Raw genomic sequence first — 19015 nt, forward strand, 5'->3', positions numbered from 1 at the left:
GCCAGAACCAAAGGGGAGAACCGTGACGCACGTGTCCGAGCGCAGCGGCGCAGGAAGCAGCCCGACCGGCGCCAACGGCGACCGCCAGCCCTGGACGGCCGGCACCGGCCGCCCGGCGCGCAAACGCTCGGTCTCGTACGCGGACGCCGGCGTCTCGATCGAGGCGGGCGACCGCGCGGTCGAGCTGCTGAAGTCGAAGGTGAAGCAGACCCGACGCCCCGAGGTGATGGGTGACCTGGGCGGCTTCGCCGGGCTGTTCCGCCTGGACACGAAGAAGTACAAGAACCCGATCCTGGCCTCGTCCACGGACGGCGTGGGCACCAAGCTGGTGATCGCCCAGCAGATGGACATCCACGACACGGTCGGCATCGACCTGGTGGCGATGGTCGTCGACGACCTGGTGGCCTGCGGCGCCGAGCCGCTCTTCCTGCTCGACTACATCGCCACCGGCGAGGTCGTGCCGGACAAGGTCGCCGAGATCGGCGCCGGCATCGCCGACGGCTGCCGCTACGCCGGCTGCGCCCTGCTGGGCGGCGAGACGGCCGAGCACCCGGGCGTGCTGCGTCCGGACGAGTACGACATCTCCGCCACCGGCGTCGGCGTCGTGGAGGAGAGCGACATCCTCAGCCCGGAGCGGGTCGAGGTGGGCGACGTGGTCATCGCGATGCGTTCCTCCGGCCTGCACTCCAACGGCTACTCGCTCGTGCGGCACGTGCTGCTGGGCGCGGGCCGGATGCGGCTCGACGTGGTGATCGACGACTTCGGCCGGCAGCGCACCCTCGGCGAGGAGCTGCTGACCCCGACGAAGATCTACGCGCAGGACTGCCTCAAGCTGATCGCCGAGGCCGAGGTGCGCTCCATCGCCCACGTCACCGGCGGCGGCATCCCCGGCAACCTGGTCCGGGTGCTCCCCGAGCACGTCGACGCGGTGGTCAACCGGTCCACCTGGAAGCCGCAGCCGATCTTCGACCTGATCCAGGCCAAGGGGCGGATCGACGACCCGGACATGGAGGCGACCTTCAACATGGGCGTCGGCATGTTCGCGATCGTCTCCGCCGAGGACGCGGACCGCGCGCTGGCCACCCTGACCGGCCGAGGCGTCGAAGCTTGGCAGGCCGGCGAGATCATCGAGGGCTCCGGCAACGTGCAGATGATCGGCCAGCACACCCGGGGCTGATCGACTCGCAGTGATCGTACGGGCACCTGATCAGGGCTTCACCCGAGTGGCCGTAGCCGCCTAGCCTGAAGGGCACCCTCAAGCTGTCGGGTCACTCGCCCGGGTTCCCGACAGCCCTTCAGGCGCTGAGGAGGGCAATGGCTGCTCGGGGACGGTCGTTCAGCGGGATGCGCGGCCTGGCCGCCGTCCCCTCGTACGTGGTCATGCAGCCCACCACCCTGTGCAACCTGGACTGCGCCTACTGCTACCTGCCGCTGCGGGCGGTCGACCGGCGGATGCCGGTGTCGGTGGCCGAGGCGGTGGCCGCGTCGGTCAATCCCTGGGCGGCGGCGGGCCGCTTCTCGGTGGTGTGGCACGGCGGCGAGCCGCTGGCCGCCGGCCGGGAGCACCTCGCCGCGCTGATCGCGCCGTTCGGGCCGCAGGTCGAGCACCACGTCCAGACCAACGCCACGCTGATCGACGACGCCTGGTGCGCGTTCTTCGTCGAGCACGGGGTGCGGGTGAGCGTGAGCGTGGACGGTCCCCGGGAGCGCAACGGCGAGCGGGTCACCCGGGGCGGCGCCCCCGCGTACGACCGGATCCTGCGGGGGGTGGCGGCCCTGCGCCGGCACGGCCTGCCGTTCTCGGCGCTGGCGGTGGTGGGCCGCCCCGGGCCGGGCCTGGCCACCGAGTTGTACGACTACTTCCTCGACCTCGACTGCGACGTGCTCGGGGTCAACATCGAGGAGACCGAGGGGGTCAACCTCCGCGACAACTCCCACGACGCGAAGCTGGTGACCGCCTTCTGGGCGGAGCTGGTGGCGGCCTGGCGCCGGGAGCCCCGGATCCACCTGCGCGAGGTCGAGTGGTCGCTGCGGTACGCCGCGGCGGTGCTGGACGGCAGCGCGGACGACGTGCTCCCCCGGCGGTTGGACCCGATCCCGACCGTCGGCCACGACGGCTCGGTGATCGTGCTCTCCCCGGAGCTGGCCGGTTTCACCGACGTCCGCTACGGCGATTTCAGCAGCGGCAACGTGCTGACCACCCCGCTGGCCGAGATCCTCGCCCACGCGGACCGGACGCCCTGGGTCGGCGAGTTCCTCGCCGGCGTCGAGGCGTGCCGTTCGTCCTGCCCCTACTTCGGGTTCTGCGGCGGGGGCCACGCGGCCAACCGCTACTTCGAACAGGGGCGCTTCGACGGTACGCAGACCGCGCACTGCCGCAACAGCAAGATCCACTTACTGGAGGGAGTGTTGGAGCATGCCCGAGACCACCAGTCACCGGCAGCCTGACCGGAGGACGGACACCCCGGACGAGGTCGCCGATCGGGTGCGGCAAGCCGCGCCGGGACTCTCCGCACTCCTCCACGAGGCCGAGGCCGCGCGGCGACTACGGGCCGAGGTGGCCGGCGGCGACGGCGCGAGCGCCGTGTGTGCCTGGAACCACTTCGAGAACATCCCGACGTTCTACAACTGGAACAACCGTCCCCGCTGAGCCGGACCGTGATCAGGGACCTGCCGATCGGCCGGAGGGTTCTCCGGCACGGGCAGGTCCCTGATCGTCGGTCTTGGCGCCGCTTCGATGGGCACATGCGTGAGCACGCGGGCGACACCGCGTGCTCAGCTGTTACCGGAGGTCAGCGGGGCGGACGTACCCAGGGATCCGGGTCTTCGTCCGCGTGATCCTCATCATCGTCGTCGACATACTCTTTGTAGTCGTCGTCGAAGTTGTGCTCAGACTTACCAGCACCCGCCAGTTCGCGCTGCAAGGCGGTGAGGTCGGTGTTCGGGGAGTGATACTTCAACTCCCGGGCCACCTTCGTCTGCTTGGCCTTAGCACGGCCGCGCCCCATGGCTCGACCCCCTCGCACAGAATGCGGGGCAGCCCGAAGGCGGGCCCCGATGACGTCAGGCATCTCTCGTGGCTCTTACGGTACATGGGGATGCCATCGTTCGGCACCTCGGGTTACCGCCGACCGACACCGCGCGTCGCGGTCATCCGGCCGTCACCGATTGTACCCGGTAAGGAGCGGCGCCGGGAGCGCCCGTGACACCGGACAAAGCCCCGTGAATCAGCCTAACGGGACGGGCCGTCCTGCGGGGCCGGGGGCGGAACGATTGCTCCGCCCCCGGGGCGCTCAGCGCAGGTGGATCGTGCGCAGCCGGCCGACGTCGGCCATCCGCCGCTCCGCGAGCCGGTCCGCCGCCACCGCCGGCGGCACGCCCTCGGCGTCGGCCAGCCGCAGGATCTCCCGGGTGGTGTCGTAGATCCGGGTCGCGCGCAGCTTGGCCCGCTCGAAGTTGAAGCCCTCGATCTCGTCCGCCACCTGGATCACGCCGCCGGCGTTGACGACGTAGTCGGGGGCGTAGAGGATGCCGCGGTCGGCCAGCAGCTTCTCGATGCCCGAGTGGGCGAGCTGGTTGTTGGCCGCGCCCGCGACGACCTTGGCGCGCAGCGCGGGCACCGTGTCGTCGTTGAGCGCGCCGCCCAGCGCGCAGGGGGCGTACACGTCGATGTCGGCGGCGACCAGCGCGGCGGCGTCGTCGACCAGCGCGACCTGCGGGTGGGTCGCGCGCGCCCACTCCAGGGCCTTCGGGTTCACGTCCGTCGCCACCACCTCGGCGCCGTCGTCGACCAGGTGGCCCACCAGGTACTTGCCGACCTTGCCCAGGCCGGCGACGCCGACGCGCCGCCCGGCGAGGGTCGGGGCGCCCCAGACGTGCTCGGCGGCGGCCCGCATGCCCTGGAAGACGCCCCACGCGGTGAGGATGGAGGAATCGCCCGCGCCGCCGTGCTCGACGCTGCGGCCCGTGACGTACGAGGTCTCGCGGGCGATCACGTCCATGTCGGCGACGTAGGTGCCGACGTCGCAGGCGGTGTAGTAGCGCCCGGCGAGGGACTCCACGAAGCGGCCGTACGCGCGCAGCAGCGCCTCGCTCTTGATCCGCTCGGGGTCGCCCCAGATGACGGCCTTGCCGCCGCCCAGGTCCAGCCCGGCGAGGGCGTTCTTGTAGGCCATGCCCCGGGAGAGGTCGAGCACGTCGGCCAGGGCCTCGGACTCGCTGGCGTACGGGTAGAACCGGGTCCCGCCGAGCGCGGGGCCGAGGGCGGTGGAGTAGATGCCGATGATCGCCTTGAGGCCGGTCTGCTTGTCCTGGCAGAACACGACCTGTTCGTGACCGCTGGACCCCGGGTCTTCGGTGGTGGCGAATACGCCCATGACTCGCTCCTGGTGTGGGGTGCGTCCTTGTGGGACGCGGACCTGTGGACCGCCGGCGGGATGCTGCCGGTGCCGGTGAGCCTAGTATCGGCCGACGCCGTCCGGCCGCCCAAGGCGCGCGTGATCGGGCCGCCGACGTCGGCCGGGTTCCTATTCGTGGGAGGATCGCGCCGTGCCGTCGCTCTTCGCTTCATACCTGCGCGTGTACGAGCCGCTGACCGCCTTCGACCGGGACCGCCAGTCGTACTGGCGGCGCTACGTCGAGCAGGGGCGGGCGGTGGCACCGGTGGAGGGGCCGGGCCGGCAACGGACGTCGGTGCTGGAGGCGCTCGGCGCCGGCTGGACCCGGCTGCCCGACCTGCCGGACGAGGCGTACGTCCTGGAGGCCGACGAGACCCTGCTGGTCTGCCCGTGGAACCTGCGGATCCGGGTGGCCGAGGCGGCGCTGAACGCCCGCGACGGCGTGCCGCCGGTGCTGGCCGACGCCTTCGTCCCGCCGGTGCTCGCCGGGCAGGCGAAGGCGGCGGTCGAGGACTGGCGCAGCGGGGCCCGGGTGCTGGAGCACGGCGTGCCACGGGTGCACGAGCAGACCGCGACGTGGGGCGTGCCGCTGCGCTGGTTCGTGCTCTTCGACCCGGAGGAGCGGAACCACGTGACCCACCCCGGGCGGCGGGCGCTGCGCTACCGGACGGAGATCTCCAAGGCGCGGCGTCGGTCGTCGCGGGCCCTGTCCGTGCTGCGCAAGTCGATCGGCGACGCCCCGATCACGGAGGCGGTCGAGGAGGCCGCCCGGTGGCTGGAGGAGTTCCACCCCCGCTCGATGGTGGAGCTGGACTACGGGGGCCTGGTCGAGCTGCTGTCGGACGAGACGCTGGCCGCCGACGACTCGCCCGAGCTGGTGGCGACCGGCCTGGCCGGGCTGTCCCGGGGCGAGGCCGAGGAGGCGTCGGCGGCGTACGACCGGCTGGTCGCGCGCTGGCGGGCGGTCCAGTTGCTGGAACGGTGCAACTGAGGCGAAAACGCCCAGGAAGCGCTCCCAAGTCGAGGCGAGCTCGTAGTTGACTCATCACGAACCGTGATCATGAGTCCGAATAAGGTACTTTCTGCCGTGTAAAAGTCGCATAAATCGGGCATGGTTCATCCGTCCGTCTAGGGACGTTCGGCCGTTCGGCCCATGTCGGACATCGGGGACTAGCCGGACCATGGGAGACGCGTCGGCCGGCGGGACCCCGGCCGATGTCTATACATGTGGAGGAGTGACCGATGGCATCGCGAACGCACGAACCAGAGCCGCTACTCACACCGGCCGAGGTGGCGTCGATGTTCCGTGTCGACCCGAAGACGGTGACCCGGTGGGCCAAGGCGGGCAAGCTCAGCGCCATCCGCACCCTGGGTGGCCACCGTCGGTACCGGGAGTCGGAGGTCAGGGCACTGTTGCAGGGGCAGATCCCGCAGCAGCGGCAGGGGGACTGACCGACCGGGAGTGAACAGGTGTGGACGAAGGGCGGCGGACATGGTCCGCCGCCCTTCGTCGTGTCCCGGCCCGCCCGCGTACGGCGGATGGATCAGGCGTCGGTCGGCGGCCGGTCGGTGAGCACGACCCGGATGCCGACCGTGCCGCTCTCGCCGCGGCGCAGGCGGCTGCCGAGCAGGCTGAGGCGGCCGACCAGCCGGTACTTCTGCTTGATCAGCTCACGTACCCGCCGCGTGCCGCCCGCGTCGCACAGGGTCGCGTGGGCGGCGACCGCCCCGCCGTGCGGCCGGCCCCGCACGTCGCACGGCGCCACCGTGACGTCGCCGCTGCGCCGGATCCGCTTCACCTTTCCGGCGTCCGCCGCCGACCACACCGCCAGCGCGTCGCCGTCGCGCACCGCCCAGACCGGGGTCGGCACCGCCCGACCGTCCTTGCGGAAGGTCGTGAGCAGGATGTACTTCTCCGCGCCGAGGCGGTCCAGGGTGGTCATCCCGCCAGGATACGGCCGCCGCGCCTACTGACCGGCCGGATAGCGTCAAGCCCGTGACGGCGGAGCCACGGATCGGTGACGTGTTCGGAGAGATGCTGCGCGACGCGTACGCCGTGGCCACCGGGGTCGGCCCCCGGCCGCTGGCCGGTGGGCGGCTGCCGCGACCGGTCATCGAGATCATCGAGCGCGACGACGGGCTCATCAACGGCGCGCCCGCCGCCCACTACCTCGACGGGCCGGCGGACTGGCAGCCGTACGACCACCGGGCCGTGGACCGGGTCCGGGGCGCGACCCTGGACGTGGGCGTCGGGGCGGGCCGGATCGCGCTGCTGCTCCAGGAGCGGGGGGTGCCCGTCACCGGGCTGGACACCTCGGCCGGGGCGCTGGCCGTCTGCCGCCGCCGGGGCGTACGCGACCTGGTGCACGGCACGGTCGACGCGCACGTCGCCGACGACCGCCGCTACGACACGTTCCTGCTGCTCGGAAACAACGTGGGCCTGCTGGAGGGGCGGGAGCGGGCGTCGGCCCTGCTGGCCGCGCTCGCCGCGCTGTCCCGGCCGGGAGCACAGGTCATCGCCCAGGGCACCGACCCGTACGGCACCCGGGACCCGTTGCACACGGGCTACCACGAGCGCAACCGGCGCCGGGGACGCCTCGGCGGGCAGCTCCGGCTCCGGCTGCGCTACCGGGAGCTGGGCACCGAGTGGTTCGACTACCTGGTCTGCTCCCCGGACGAGCTCGCCGAGCTGGTCCGGGGCAGCGGCTGGCGACTGACCGACGTGGACGACCGGGACGCGCCGTACTACCTCGCCACCCTGCGCCTCGCCGGCTGACGCCCCCGGCGGAGGGCCGGGCGCCCGGATTCCCACCCGCAGCGGGAACCCGGGCGCGGGCGTCAGACCTGGACGGTCGGGGGAAGCTGCTCGGGCGGGAGGCCACCGTCGCCGTCGACCACCTCGTCCGGGGTGCCGTCCTCGTCGAGGTCGACCATCGTGATGTCCACCTTGCCGTCGCCGTCGGTGTCGAACTGGAACAGGTCGGGCTTGCCGTCCCCGTCGGTGTCGACCACCCAGACGTCGGTGCGGCCGTCGTTGTTGGTGTCGGCGCGCAGCAGGTCGACCCGCTCGTCCCCGCGGGTCTCCACGGTCTCCGCCGTGTCGGCGGCGTGCACGGTCTCCGGTGCCTGGCTCATCTGGCCCGTCCTTCCCTCGGTTGGGTGCCGTGGTACCCGATCCGCCGCGCCCCCACGCATGCCGGGGAGATCGCCGCTGCATAGGGTCGGCCCATGAGCGAGTGGAGCGGGCGGCGGGGCACGGGTCAACCCCGTCCCGCCACCGGAGACAGGGAGGCGTCATGAGCGACCGCTTTGTCGTCGTCGGGGCCGGCACGATGGGGCTCGGCATCGCGTACGTGGCGGCCGGGGCCGGGCACGCCGTCGAGCTGGTCGAAGTGGACCGGGCGCGGGGCACGGCGGCCCTCGAACGGCTCGGCGAGCTGTGGGACCGGGCGGTGGCGCGCGGCAAGCTGGACGCCGAGCGGGCCGCGACGAACCGGGAGCGGGTGACGCTGCGCACGGGACTGGCCGAGGTCGCCGAGGAGCCGGCCGTGGTGGTCGAGGCCGTACCGGAGCGGCCGGAGCTGAAGCGGGCGGTGCTGCGCGAGGCCGAGGCGCTGCGCCCGGCGCTGCTGGGCAGCAACACCTCAAGCATCCCGATCGCCGCGCTGGCCGAGGGGCTGGCGCGGCCGGAACGCTTCCTCGGGCTGCACTTCTTCAACCCGGTCTGGGCGATGGCCCTGCTGGAGGTCGTGGTCGGCCCGGCCACCGCGGCGGAGACCACCGCCGAGGCGGTCGCGCTCGCCGGCCGGCTGGGCAAGGACCCCGTCGTCGTACGCGACATGCCCGGCTTCGCCACCTCCCGGCTCGGGGTCACCCTCGGGCTGGAGGCGATCCGGATGGTCGCCGACGGGGTGGCCAGCCCCGCCGACATCGACAAGGCGATGGTGCTCGGCTACCGGCACCCGGTCGGCCCGCTGGAGCTGACGGACATCGTCGGCCTGGACGTGCGGCTGGACATCGCGCGCACCCTCCAGGCCGCGTACGGGGACCGGTTCGCCCCGCCGCCGCTGCTGGAGGAGATGGTGGCCGCGGGCCGCCTGGGCAAGAAGTCCGGCGAGGGCTTCTACCGCTGGGAAGGCGGGGTTCGCCGGTGAGCGCGAGGAGTGAGCTTGCGAGCCCCGCAGTCGCGAACGGAAGGGGGATCCGCTCATGAGCGGGCTGCGGATCGAGGAGCACCCGGACCGGCTGGTGGTGACGCTCGACCGGCCGGAGAAGCGTAACGCCATCGACGCCGACCTGATCGCCGAGCTGCACCAGGTCTGCGCGGAGCTGGAGGCGCGACCCCGCCTGCTGCTGCTCACCGGCGGCACCGAGGGGATCTTCGCCGGTGGGGCGGACATCGGGCAGCTGCGCGAGCGGGGCCGGCTGGACGCCCTCGCGGCGATCAACTCGGCGGCCTTCGCCCGGATCCGGGCGCTGCCGATGCCGACCGTCGCGGCCGTGGACGGGCCCGCGCTGGGCGGCGGTGCCGAGCTGGCGTACGCCTGCGATCTGCGGGTCTGCACGGCGCGGGCGGTGTTCGGCCAGCCGGAGGTCCGGTTGGGGATCCTGGCCGGCGCGGGCGCGACCCACCGGCTGCCGGCGCTCATCGGGGAGGCCCGGGCCAAGGAGCTGCTGTTCACCGGCCGCCGGGTGGACGCCGAGGAGGCGCTGCGGATCGGGCTGGTCAACCGGGTGGTGGCCGAGCCCGGCGAGCTGCTGACCACCGCGCACGGGCTGCTCGACGAGATGGCGAAGGGCTCCGCGCTGGCGCTGCGGCTGACCAAGCTGGCGGTCGACGCGCCGGCCGCCGCGCACCCGCACCTCGACCTGGTCAGCCAGGCGGTGCTCTTCGAGGACGAGGAGAAGCACCGGCGGATGACGGAGTTCCTCGATCGGCGCCGCCCCCGCTGATGCCCGCGACGACGACGGCCGCACCGTCACCGGTGCGGCCGTCCGTGTCCCGAGGTGGCTCAGTGTCGGATCTGCACCCCGGCGTCGGCGAGGGCCCGGATCACCTGGGCGGACTCGGCGAAGCCGATGATCAGCACGGCCTCCGCGCCGAAGTCCTTGATCTCCTTGGCGCCGGCGCCGAAGTCCACCGGGTTCGCCTTGGCGTCGGCCGGCGGCTCGTAGGTCAGCAGCTTCAGCCGGTCGCCGCCGATGCCGGCCCGCTCCAGCTCGGCCCGGACGGTGTTCTGGAGCCCCTCGCCGTAGGAGTCCTTACGGGCCACGATGGCGATCTTCTGCGGGCCGTCGCGGAGGATCACGTCGGCCAGCGCCCGACCCTGGAGGCTGTCCGGCGGCGCGGTACGGAAGTAGAGGCCGTTGTCGTCCAGCTCGGTCAGGCTGGCGTCGGTGTTCGACGGGGAGAACAGCACCTTCCCGGCCCGCACCACGTCTGGCAGCACGGCGCGGGAGATGCCGGAGGCGCTGGCGCCGATGATGACGTGGACGTTCCGCGCGACGTGGCTGGCCACGGTGGCCTTGGCGACCGCCGGGTTGGTGCCGTCGTCGCCGTCGATCCAGACCACCGGCTCGCCGAGCACCCCGCCCGCCGCGTTGATCTCCCGCAGCGCCAGCTTGGCGCCGGTGGCCACCGGCGGGTATGCCAGCGCCAGGTCACCGGTCTGCGACAGCAGGCCGCCCAGGATCAGCGGCGAGCCGTCGCTGCGGTCGGTGCGGCCGCCGCGCTGCTTCTTCGGCTTGGGCGGGGCCTTGGTGCTCGCCGCCGAATCGTCCCCGGCCCCGACGAACTCCGTCTTGCCGTCGTTGAGCCGCTGGCCGTCGAAGTGCAACGTGCCGTAGCTCGCGGTGGACGGCTCGCCGGCGTCGGTGAAGCCGGCCCGGGTCAGCGAGACGCTGCGGTACTCCACGTCGCGTCCCGCGCGGGCCAGGGTCAGGCACTCCGCCACCCGTTCGCAGCGCTGCCCGCCGTTGGTCACCCCGACGATCTGCTTCGCGATGGCGGCCGGATCCGTCGTGCCCGCGAGCTGGGCGGCGATCGCGCTGATCACCACCGCGTCGTACGCCTCGGCGGAGTAGAGGAAGTCGCCCAGCTTCGGGTCGAGGGACCGGAGCCGGTTCTTGAAGTCCTCGGGCAGGGGCGTGAGCGGCGTCGTGCCCTTCATGCCGTCGACCAGGCTGGCGCGATCCTTCAGCTCGGCGGGGTACGAGTTCAGCATGTTGCCGTCGGTGCCGTAGAGGCGCACCTGATGGGTGGCCGCCTCCTCGGGCTCTTCGGTCCCGCAGGCGCTCGTGGCGAGCAGGAACGTCGCGCAGGCAGCCAGGGTGGCCGCCCGCGAGGCGCGTGACTTGAACATGGTCGTCCTTCCTCCGGCGAAGGTCCGCTGCGCACATTAGCGTGCTGGGCCGTGCCGCGGGACCACGGAGGCGGCTCAATCCGCAGGTCGCCCGCCCTAACTACGGAAAGTAACCGTCGCCGGGTGGCTTGACCCCTACCCCTACCGTGCTGTGGGTGACGGACTCACCACAGCAGACGCTCGACGACGCGACCGCCGTGCTCCGCTCGGCGCTGGCCGGGGACGGCGACGCGGTGGCGGGGGCGTTCGACGCGGTCGTCGACCGGTCCGGCCTGGCCGGCGCGTACGGGGTGGCCTGGTGTCTCGCCGCCACCATGGTCGGCGACCCGGTGCCGCCGGGCACGTGCGCGCTGGACTTCCCCGGCATCGAGGAGGCGGGCTACGACACCCGCTGGGTGGCGCGCTTCGTCAGCGCGTACGCCAACGCCGACGACGACACCGGCGAGGCGCTGTTCGGGGCGGCGGCGGCCGACGGGCTGCTGCCGGAGTGCCTGCTCACGCTCGCCGGCTCGACCGTGGCGACGCTGCGTAGCCGGGCCGTCTGAGCGGGCCGGCGTGACAGGCTTAGTACTGCAACGGCAGTTGGTCAGGGGTAGCCGCGTCGTCGGTAGTGGCAGGTTCGGGCTTGGTGTTGGCGTCGTCGGCGCCAGTTGGACCAAGCCCAGACGCGTTCTGGTGGGTGAGTTGATCGCACTACGAGTGCGGTAAGCAGTCTTCGGATCTCGGGTACGGTGTAGCCGATCATCATGCCGTCGCCGGGACTGGATCCCCTTTTGTAGTCAGGGATCGGGCGACGGAGAGCCAGGCGTGGGCGGCCATGGACAGGGTGATGTGGGCGTACCAGGCTCGCCAGTCGCGGACCTGGTATTCGTCGAGGCCGGCTTCGTTCTTGGCCTGCTGGAAGCACTCCTCGACCGCCCACCGGGCACCGGCGATACGGGCGAGGTCGACCAGGCGGGTGCGGCGGGGCCCGTAACAGACGTAGTAGGCGATCTCGCCGGTGGCGATGCTGCGCCGGGCCAGCAGCCAGTGCCCGCGACCGGGCTGCCAACCGATGCGCACCGGCACCCGCGCCCACCAGTACTCGCGGGGGCCGTGGGCGCCCGCGCCGGCGGACAGCCGGCACCACGCCCGAGCAGGCAGGGCCGCGATCAGCTTGTCAGCACGGGCGATGCCCATCGTGGTGGTGATCATGTCGTCGTTGCGGCGGGTCGCGACCACATAAGCCACATCCCGGTGTTCCAACCACAGCCGCAGCGACTTCGACTGCCCGTAGGCCTCGTCCATCGTCACCCACCCCACCGGCACGTCAGCGTCCAGAGCGCGGGCCAGCATCTCGCGGGCCATCTGCACCTTCGTGGCGAACTGCACCTCGTCCGGGATCCCGGCAGCCCGGCACCGGTCCCGGTCCTCAGTCCATGACGTCGGAAGGTAGAGCTGCCGATCGATCAGCGCGTGGCCCTTCGCCGACCGGTAGGCCAGGAACGTGCCGACCTGGCAGTTCTCCGTCCGACCGGCGGTGCCGGAGTACTGCCGTTGCACCCCGGCCGAACGCGTGCCCTTCTTCAGAAACCCGGTGTCGTCGACGATCAGCACACCGTCCGGCTCGCCGAGGTGCTCAACTACGTAGTCCCGCACATCATCACGGACCGCATCGACGTCCCAGTCCGCCCACCGCAGCAGCCGCTGCATCCCGTCCGGCGACACATCCCCGGCCTGCTCAGCGAGGGTCCAGCCGTTCTTACGGCCCAGACCCGACACCAGGCCGCACAGGTACTGACGCGCCCGCCGCCGCGGCTCGGAACGGCGAAACCGAGGCCCGATACGGGCATGCAACCGGTCCAACTCCCCATGCCAACGATCGACATCAACGTCCGTCACAGGCAGACCAACGAACGCGAACCGAACTCGATTCGCCTACTGCCGTTGCAGTATTAGCGGCATGTCCGACGCCATGCTCAGCAAGGTGCGCAAGCTGCTGGCCCAGGCCGAGGACCCGGCCTGCACCCCCGCCGAGTCGGCCGCGTTCACCGCCAAGGCGACCGAGCTGATCGCCCGCTACGGCGTGGACCGGGCGCTGCTGGCCGCCCGCGACCCGGCCTCGGACCCGGTGGGCGACCGGGTGGTCGAGGTCGTCGCCCCGTACGCCCGGGACAAGGCCGGCCTGCTCGCCGCGGTCGCCGACCCGCTGCGCTGCCGCTGCGTCCGCCGCCGGGAGGGCACCGGCTTCGCCATGCACCTGTTCGGCTTCGCCAGCGACCTGGAACGCGTCGAGCTGCTCTTCACGTCGCTGCTGGTGCAGGCCGCGCACGGGCTTGCCGGCGCCGAGCCGCCGGCCGGCGCGCATGTCGCCGCCTTCCGGCGCTCGTGGCTGGCCGGGTTCGCCCACGTGGTCGGGGTGCGGCTCCGGGCGGCGGAGGCCGGGGCCGTCGCCGAGGCGGGCGCGCCCTCGGTGGCACTGGTCCTGGCCGACCGGTCGGACCGGGTCCGGCACCGCGTCGCCGAGGTGTACCCGCAGTTGCGTACCGCCGCGCCGCGCCGGCTCGCGGGCGGCGGCTTCGGCCGGGGCGTCGAGGCGGGCCGTCGCGCCGACCTCGGCGGGCGGGACGCCGCCACGGCGCGGGCCGCGCGCCCCGGCCTCGGCCGCTGACCCGCCACGACCCTGGCGGCGACGCACCGGAGCAGACGGTGACCGGCGACGGGCGGTGCGGCTCGGAGGCCGGTCAGTCGGCGGTGCGGTCGGCCACCCGGGCGGCGTAGCGGGTGAGCAGCTCGTGCCAGCCGGCGGTAAGGGCCTGCCGGTAGCCCTCCGCCGCCTCGCCGTGCCGGTCGAAGTGCCGGTGCTCGACCTGCACCCGGGTCCGCTCCGGCCCCTCCGGGTGGAAGAGCACCTCCACCTCGCTCGCCTTGGCGGGATCCGGCACCGGTGCCCGGTCCGCCCCGATCTGCCAGGTGAAGACGAGCCGTTCGGGCGGATCCCAGGTCAGCACCCGGCCCCAGTCGCAGCGGAAGCCGTACGGGCCGATCTCGTAGAGCATGCCGCCGGCGCGCGGCTCCATGCCCAGGTCGGCGAGCTGCTCCGGCCCCGACCAGGTGTATTCCACCACCCACCACTGCGCCAGGCCGCCGGTGAACACCTCGAACGCCCGCTGGGCGGGAGCGGGGACCAGGAGGTCGCTGCGCAGCGCGAACCGTTCGGACTCCTGCCGGATGCCGACCGGGTCAGCCATCTCCTGTCCCATAGGCCCGGACCATACCGGCTGATGCCCGGGTGCGCAGCTTCGCGACCGCCCGCTCCGGGCCTTTCCGGCCGGGGCCCGACGGCGATCTCGTCCCGGCCCGTGTGGCCGCTCGCGCGCTCGTCCGGCGGGATGTTCGGCCGGATAGCGGGTACCCGCGCCGAACGGTCCCGGCCGGCCAGGCCGGAGGATGCGGAGCGGGGAGCATGAGCGAGAACGCGCAGCAGCGGGATCCGGACCAGCTCGGCGGTCGATCGAACCGGGGCGACGGGGAGGCCGGGCCGCCCCGCCGCGACAGGGGGATGGAGCCGGCCCGCCGGGGCGGGGACACCGAGCCGGACGTCCTGCTGGACATACCCGAGGTGTCGGTCGACTCGGTGCGGCTCGCGGTGGACGAGCTGGACGCCGACGTCTCCCTGCGAACCCGGCTGGCCAATCTCCTCCAGCTCGACGCCGGGGTCCGGGTGCACCTCAAGGGCGTCGAGCTGGACATCACCGGGGTGCACGCCGAGGCGCTGCTGAAGGTGCGGCTGGAGAAACTGGTGGAGATCCTCGACCGGGCGCTGACCACGATCGACCGCAACCCCCAGATCATCGAGGCGCTGTCGCGTACGGCGACGGCCTCGCTGGACGACGTCAACCGGGCGACGCAGCGGATCGCCAACCTGGGCGAGCGGGCCGTCGGCCCCGTGGAGCAGCCCACCGGCCCGGCGGCGCAGCCCCCGTTGGAGCGGGCCGGCGGCGCGACCGACGACCTCGGGCAGCAGGTCGGCGCCATAGGTGCGGTCGCCGACCGGTCCCTGCGTGAGCCGGGCGGCCCCGGGCAGGGCGGGGCGGGACAGGGTCCTGGGCCGGGCGGTCCCGGGCCGGGCGGGGTTGCGCAGGGCGGACCGGGCGGGGCCCGCGAAGGCGGACCGGGCGGGGTTCCCGGAGCCGGGCAGGCTCCTCGGGGTGGTGGCCTCGCCAGCGGGTCCGGGGGCGGGGGCGAGCAGGGGCAGGCGCAGCGCGCACGCGAGCAGGCGGCGCGCGAGGCGGCCCGTCAGCCGACCGGGGCCGGGGCCGGGGAGAAGGAACACGCCCAGGGCGCCCCTGAGCGCGGCGGGCAGCAAGCGGGCGGCGAGCACGGAAGGCAGCCGGCTGCCTCCGGGCCGGGCGGGCAGCAACCGGGCGGCGAGGAGCGCGGCACGTCGGAGGCGGGCGGCGAGGAGCGCGGCGGGCAGCGGCCGGGGCGCGAGGAACAGAGCGCGCGGCGACCGGGCGGTGAGCGGGTCGGCGGTCCCGGCGGCGGTACGGCCGCAACGGCCGGCGGCGAGCGCGGATCCGGCGGTGGGCAGGAGGCCGGACGGGCCGAGTCGTCGGAGGGTCCGTCCGACGGCGGCTCCGGTCGACGCCCCGGAACCTCGGGCGGTGCGCAGAGCGCGGCGCAGCTCGCCGAGCAGGCGGGGGAGACGCTCCGGCAGGCCGGTCGGAGCGTCTGGGAGGCGATCCAGGACGGGGTGGCCCAGCACCGCCAGCAGCGGCGCTGACGGGCGGCCCAGACGGCCGGCGGGGTGTGAGCGCCGGGCGTGCCCACCCGCGCCGGGGTAGGCCCACCCGCAGGCCCACCCGGGCCGGGCTCGGCGGCCCGACGGTCAGCGGCCGGCCACCTCTGCCCGGTATCGCTCGATCCACTGCCGGTTGAGTTCGTCGGCCTGGCGTCGGTGCCGGGGAACCACGCCGAAGGCGTCCTCGGGCACGTCGAGCCCCAGGAAGTCGAGGATGCGGCGGGTGGTGGCGGCCATGTCCTCGGCCAGTTCCTCGTAGCGCACCACGTGCGGTCGGATCCCCCGCGAGGCGAACCACCGCTCCCAGGCCGCGTTGTGCTCGCCGATCTCGTCGAGGTAGTGGCGGATGCCGTCCGCGTCGAAGCGGGGCGCCCGCCCGGTGCCGGCGTCGCCGCTGATCTCCCCACTGCCCCCGAGGAACCACTCGCCGGTCTGCTCCGCGCGCAGTCGCGACACCGCCTGCGCCAGCACGTCGTCGCGTCGCAGGAAGACGAAACCGGTACGGCCGAACGCCCTGCCCAGCAACGCGACGTCGTCGCCGGCGAGGTCGGGATGGCTCGCCGCGAGCCTGGCGAGCAGTTCCTCCAGCGTTCCCCACATGAGCTTCGCGCCGAACACGCCGTTGTCGGTGCGGCCGGCGGCGAGCGCGGCGCGTACGAAGTCCGCGTGATCGAAGCCGCCGTCGGCCGTGCGGGGGAGTCGCCACCGGTCGGCCCACAGCGGCTCGTCGGGGGAGCGGAAGTATGCCTGGGGGCGACCGGCGACGCCGGTGGACTCCAGCAACCCGAGCAGGAGCGAGCTGCCGGTGCGCGGGGTGCCGCAGACGAAGTACGAGTCGACGCCGTCGGTCAGCATGGTCGTACGCAATCGCAGCGCGGCCCCCGCCGCAACCGAATTCCTCTCCCGCGCCGGGCTGGTTGCTCGGCCCCCGCCAGGGCGATCAGTCGATGGCTCGCAGCGTTGGTGGTGTCGCGCAGGAACAGGGCGGCCGTCGTGCCGACCACGACCATCTGCCCCACCGCGAGCCGCCCCGGGTTGACCACCCGAGGTGCGGTCGACCGCGCGGTCGAGCGTTCGGCCAGCTCTCTTGCCCCGTCGTGCCGGCCCGCCCCACACCGTTCGCCAGGGCGGGTCGGGGTCAGCGTGGCACGGCCGGGCCGTCCACCGCTGTCCCGGATCCGTCCGTCGGCGTCGGCCGGCACGGGCGGACGGGGAGCGCCGTCACGCCGAGGCGGCGGCGACGCAGAATTCGTTGCCCTCCGGGTCGGCCATGACGACGTGGCGCCCGGTGACCTCCTCCAGGACGGTCCCGCCCGCCCGGACCAGCCGCTCGGCCTCCGCGCTGATCCGCGCCCACCGCTCCTCGGGGGTGCCGTGGCCCGGCACCCGGACGTCGATGTGCAACCGGTTCTTCGCCGTCTTGGGCTCGGGGACCCTGAGGATGGAGAGCGCGGGGCCGACACCCTCGGGGTCGCAGAGCCACGCCGCGTCGTCCACCGGGTCGTCCTCCGGCAGGTCGAAACTCGCGTGCCACTCCTCGCGGGTGCGGAAGGGGGCGGGCGGCGGCTCGTCGACGTAGCCCAGTGCCGTCTTCCAGAACTCGCCGAGGAGCTTCGCGTCGCCGCAGTCGAGGGTCAGACTGATCCTGGTCGCCATGGCGGGACGGTATCGCGCACGTCCGACAGCCGAAGCGAGCGAACCGACTGCGGGAAGGGCCAGGAGGGTGCGGGATCTCGTTCCCCGCCATCTTCAACCTATATCGCACGGGGGGGCTTGCCGCAAGACCCGGGTGGTGCCCCAGAATTGTCGGCCGAGGCCAGTACCTGCGGAAATCAGAGCTTTGTGCGGTGCGTGCCGTTGTCGGCGTACGGGCCGGGGCGGGACGTCGGACGCCGACGGGACCCGCGGCGCGGCTGCGGGGAGACCGGCGCGGCTACGCAGCGCGGCGGCTGGCCCAGTTCCCATCTCGTGATTGAGGGGCACCATGATCGACGTGATCGTGGTCGGCGGCGGGCCGACCGGCTTGATGCTGGCCAGCGAGTTGCGGCTGCACGGCGTACGCGTGCTCGTGCTGGAGAAAGAGCGGGAACCGACCAGGTTCGTCCGCGCGCTCGGCCTGCACGCGCGCAGCATCGAGGTGCTGGACCAGCGGGGCCTGCTGGAGCGCTTCCATGCGCTCGGCGGGCAGCATCCGCTCGGCGGCTTCTTCGCCGGCATCCCCAAGCCGGCGCCGGACCGGCTGGACACCGCCCATCCGTACGTCCTCGGGATTCCGCAGACCACCACCGACCGCCTGCTGGCCGAGCGCGCCACCGAACTCGGCGCCGAGTTGCGGCGCGGCTGCGAGCTGGTCGGGCTGAGCCAGGACGACGAGGGGGTGAACGCCGAGCTGGCCGACGGCACCCGGTTGCGCTCGCGCTACCTGGTCGGTTGCGACGGCGGCCGCAGCACCGTGCGCAAGCTGCTCGGCGTCGGCTTCCCCGGTGAGCCGACCCGGGTCGAGACGCTGCTGGGCGAGATGGAGGTGGCCGAGGACCCGGCCACGGTTGCCGCCGTCGTCGCGGAGGTCCGCAGGACCCAGCTGAGGTTCGGCGCCGCGCCCCTCGGGGACGGGTGCTACCGGGTCGTCGTGCCCGCTGCGGGGGTGGCCGAGGACCGCGCCGTCCCGCCGACCATCGAGGAGTTCCGGCAGCAGCTACGGGTGACTGCCGGCACCGACTTCGGCGTGCACTCCCCGCGCTGGCTCTCCCGTTTCGGCGACGCCACCCGGCTGGCGGAGCGTTACCGGATCGGTCGGGTGCTCCTGGCCGGCGACGCGGCGCACGTCCACCCGCCGACGGGCGGGCAGGGGCTCAACCTCGGCATCCAGGACGCGTTCAATCTCGGTTGGAAGCTGGCCGCCGAGATCGACGGCTGGGCCCCGGCGGGGCTGCTGGACAGCTACCAGGCCGAACGTCGCCCGGTGGCCGCCGACGTGCTGGACAACACCCTGGCGCAGATGCACCTGCTGTCGACCGAGCCGGGCCCGCAGGCGGTGCGTCGACTGTTGTCGGAGCTGATGGACTTCCAGGACGTGAACCGGCACCTGATCGAGAAGATCACCGCGATCGGGGTCCGCTACGACCTCGGCGAGGGCCACGAACTGCTCGGCAGGCGGCTGCGCGACGTGGGCCTGAAGCGGGGACGCCTCTACGAGCTGCTGCACGCCGGCCGGGGGCTGCTCCTCGACAAGACCGGTCGGCTCTCGGTCGCCGGGTGGGACGACCGGGTCGACCACGTCGTCGACGGCAGCGACGAACTGGACGTGCCCGCCGTGCTGCTGCGGCCGGACGGCCACGTGGCCTGGGTCGGCGACGACCAGGCGGGGCTGGTCGGTCAGCTGCCGAGGTGGTTCGGGGCTGCCGTCGGCTGAGCACGCGGCGGCGGCCCGTGGGACGCGGGCACCCCCGGGCACGGCGCGCGGTGTCCGGGGC

21 protein-coding genes are annotated in these 19015 nt (G+C 73.3%); 12 read left to right on the forward strand and 9 right to left on the reverse strand.

Annotated elements, in window-relative coordinates:
- Positions 1-22 precede the first annotated feature (22 nt).
- From purM to amcA, 3 genes are all read left to right on the forward strand, one after another.
- Entirely contained in the window at positions 23-1177 is a 1155-nt protein-coding gene (purM, locus tag CLT72_RS23375) for a phosphoribosylformylglycinamidine cyclo-ligase (protein WP_101413608.1), read from the forward strand.
- Positions 1178-1344: 167 nt separating this feature from the next.
- Positions 1345-2448 carry a cyclophane-forming radical SAM peptide maturase AmcB gene (amcB, locus tag CLT72_RS23380; RefSeq protein ID WP_284040413.1) on the forward strand — a complete coding sequence of 368 codons (1104 nt, stop codon included), beginning with the start codon at positions 1345-1347 and terminating at the stop codon, positions 2446-2448.
- On the forward strand, positions 2417-2650 hold the full coding sequence (amcA, locus tag CLT72_RS23385) for a multiple cyclophane-containing RiPP AmcA (RefSeq protein WP_089002618.1): 234 nt from the start codon (positions 2417-2419) through the stop codon (positions 2648-2650). Before amcB ends, amcA begins: the two co-directional genes overlap by 32 nt.
- 142 nt (positions 2651-2792) lie before the next feature.
- Here amcA and CLT72_RS23390 read toward each other — a convergent pair whose 3' ends face one another.
- Both CLT72_RS23390 and CLT72_RS23395 read right to left on the reverse strand, forming a co-directional pair.
- The gene (locus tag CLT72_RS23390; protein ID WP_089002617.1) at positions 2793-3008 is read right to left on the reverse strand and encodes a DUF3073 domain-containing protein; all 216 of its coding nucleotides are present in this window, start codon (positions 3006-3008) and stop codon (positions 2793-2795) included.
- A gap of 285 nt (positions 3009-3293) precedes the next feature.
- Positions 3294-4376 (reverse strand): Glu/Leu/Phe/Val family dehydrogenase, encoded by a 1083-nt coding sequence (locus CLT72_RS23395; protein WP_101413610.1) that lies wholly within the window; start codon positions 4374-4376, stop codon positions 3294-3296.
- A gap of 172 nt (positions 4377-4548) precedes the next feature.
- Between CLT72_RS23395 and CLT72_RS23400 the strand changes: the two genes are divergently transcribed.
- Together CLT72_RS23400 and CLT72_RS23405 are read left to right on the forward strand one after the other, a co-directional pair.
- The gene (locus tag CLT72_RS23400) at positions 4549-5388 is read left to right on the forward strand and encodes a DUF8083 family protein (RefSeq protein WP_101413611.1); all 840 of its coding nucleotides are present in this window, start codon (positions 4549-4551) and stop codon (positions 5386-5388) included.
- Positions 5389-5639: 251 nt separating this feature from the next.
- Entirely contained in the window at positions 5640-5849 is a 210-nt protein-coding gene (locus tag CLT72_RS23405) for a BldC family transcriptional regulator (RefSeq protein ID WP_007073996.1), read from the forward strand.
- Positions 5850-5941: 92 nt separating this feature from the next.
- On the opposite strand, the gene CLT72_RS23410 is transcribed toward CLT72_RS23405, so the two are convergent.
- Positions 5942-6340, reverse strand: a complete 399-nt coding sequence (locus CLT72_RS23410; protein WP_101413612.1) for a PPOX class F420-dependent oxidoreductase — start codon at positions 6338-6340, stop codon at positions 5942-5944.
- 53 nt (positions 6341-6393) lie between these two features.
- Here CLT72_RS23410 and CLT72_RS23415 point away from each other — a divergent pair, with 53 nt between their 5' ends.
- Positions 6394-7173 (forward strand): class I SAM-dependent methyltransferase, encoded by a 780-nt coding sequence (locus tag CLT72_RS23415; protein ID WP_101413613.1) that lies wholly within the window; start codon positions 6394-6396, stop codon positions 7171-7173.
- Between the two features lie 62 nt (positions 7174-7235).
- Here CLT72_RS23415 and CLT72_RS23420 read toward each other — a convergent pair whose 3' ends face one another.
- Positions 7236-7532, reverse strand: coding sequence for a hypothetical protein (locus tag CLT72_RS23420; RefSeq protein ID WP_089002613.1), 297 nt, complete (start codon positions 7530-7532; stop codon positions 7236-7238).
- Between the two features lie 161 nt (positions 7533-7693).
- Between CLT72_RS23420 and CLT72_RS23425 the strand changes: the two genes are divergently transcribed.
- A complete protein-coding gene (locus CLT72_RS23425) occupies positions 7694-8551 on the forward strand; it encodes a 3-hydroxyacyl-CoA dehydrogenase family protein (protein ID WP_101413614.1) in 858 nt (285 codons plus the stop codon).
- Positions 8552-8606: 55 nt separating this feature from the next.
- Positions 8607-9350, forward strand: a complete 744-nt coding sequence (locus tag CLT72_RS23430; protein WP_101413615.1) for an enoyl-CoA hydratase/isomerase family protein — start codon at positions 8607-8609, stop codon at positions 9348-9350.
- Between the two features lie 59 nt (positions 9351-9409).
- Here the strand turns inward: CLT72_RS23430 and CLT72_RS23435 are convergent, their stop codons facing one another.
- On the reverse strand, positions 9410-10759 hold the full coding sequence (locus CLT72_RS23435) for an ABC transporter substrate-binding protein (RefSeq protein WP_101413616.1): 1350 nt from the start codon (positions 10757-10759) through the stop codon (positions 9410-9412).
- 155 nt (positions 10760-10914) lie between these two features.
- Here CLT72_RS23435 and CLT72_RS23440 point away from each other — a divergent pair, with 155 nt between their 5' ends.
- Positions 10915-11304 carry a hypothetical protein gene (locus CLT72_RS23440; protein ID WP_089003771.1) on the forward strand — a complete coding sequence of 130 codons (390 nt, stop codon included), beginning with the start codon at positions 10915-10917 and terminating at the stop codon, positions 11302-11304.
- Between the two features lie 199 nt (positions 11305-11503).
- Here CLT72_RS23440 and CLT72_RS23445 read toward each other — a convergent pair whose 3' ends face one another.
- The gene (locus CLT72_RS23445; RefSeq protein WP_101411378.1) at positions 11504-12640 is read right to left on the reverse strand and encodes an IS701 family transposase; all 1137 of its coding nucleotides are present in this window, start codon (positions 12638-12640) and stop codon (positions 11504-11506) included.
- 61 nt (positions 12641-12701) lie between these two features.
- Here CLT72_RS23445 and CLT72_RS23450 point away from each other — a divergent pair, with 61 nt between their 5' ends.
- Positions 12702-13409: a DUF2786 domain-containing protein gene (locus CLT72_RS23450; protein WP_101413617.1), complete on the forward strand. Its 708-nt coding sequence runs from the start codon at positions 12702-12704 to the stop codon at positions 13407-13409.
- Positions 13410-13482: 73 nt separating this feature from the next.
- Here CLT72_RS23450 and CLT72_RS23455 read toward each other — a convergent pair whose 3' ends face one another.
- Positions 13483-14001, reverse strand: coding sequence for an SRPBCC family protein (locus tag CLT72_RS23455; RefSeq protein ID WP_101413618.1), 519 nt, complete (start codon positions 13999-14001; stop codon positions 13483-13485).
- A 203-nt stretch (positions 14002-14204) separates the two neighbouring features.
- Between CLT72_RS23455 and CLT72_RS33015 the strand changes: the two genes are divergently transcribed.
- Positions 14205-15524 (forward strand): hypothetical protein, encoded by a 1320-nt coding sequence (locus CLT72_RS33015; RefSeq protein WP_250102216.1) that lies wholly within the window; start codon positions 14205-14207, stop codon positions 15522-15524.
- Positions 15525-15629: 105 nt separating this feature from the next.
- Here the strand turns inward: CLT72_RS33015 and CLT72_RS23465 are convergent, their stop codons facing one another.
- Both CLT72_RS23465 and CLT72_RS23470 read right to left on the reverse strand, forming a co-directional pair.
- Entirely contained in the window at positions 15630-16397 is a 768-nt protein-coding gene (locus CLT72_RS23465) for a Stf0 family sulfotransferase (RefSeq protein WP_101413619.1), read from the reverse strand.
- A 366-nt stretch (positions 16398-16763) separates the two neighbouring features.
- Positions 16764-17198: a VOC family protein gene (locus CLT72_RS23470; protein ID WP_101413620.1), complete on the reverse strand. Its 435-nt coding sequence runs from the start codon at positions 17196-17198 to the stop codon at positions 16764-16766.
- Positions 17199-17526: 328 nt separating this feature from the next.
- Between CLT72_RS23470 and rox the strand changes: the two genes are divergently transcribed.
- A complete protein-coding gene (gene rox / locus CLT72_RS23475) occupies positions 17527-18954 on the forward strand; it encodes a rifampin monooxygenase (RefSeq protein ID WP_101413621.1) in 1428 nt (475 codons plus the stop codon).
- Positions 18955-19015: the final 61 nt, after the last annotated feature.

Source organism: Micromonospora sp. CNZ309, assembly GCF_002846525.1.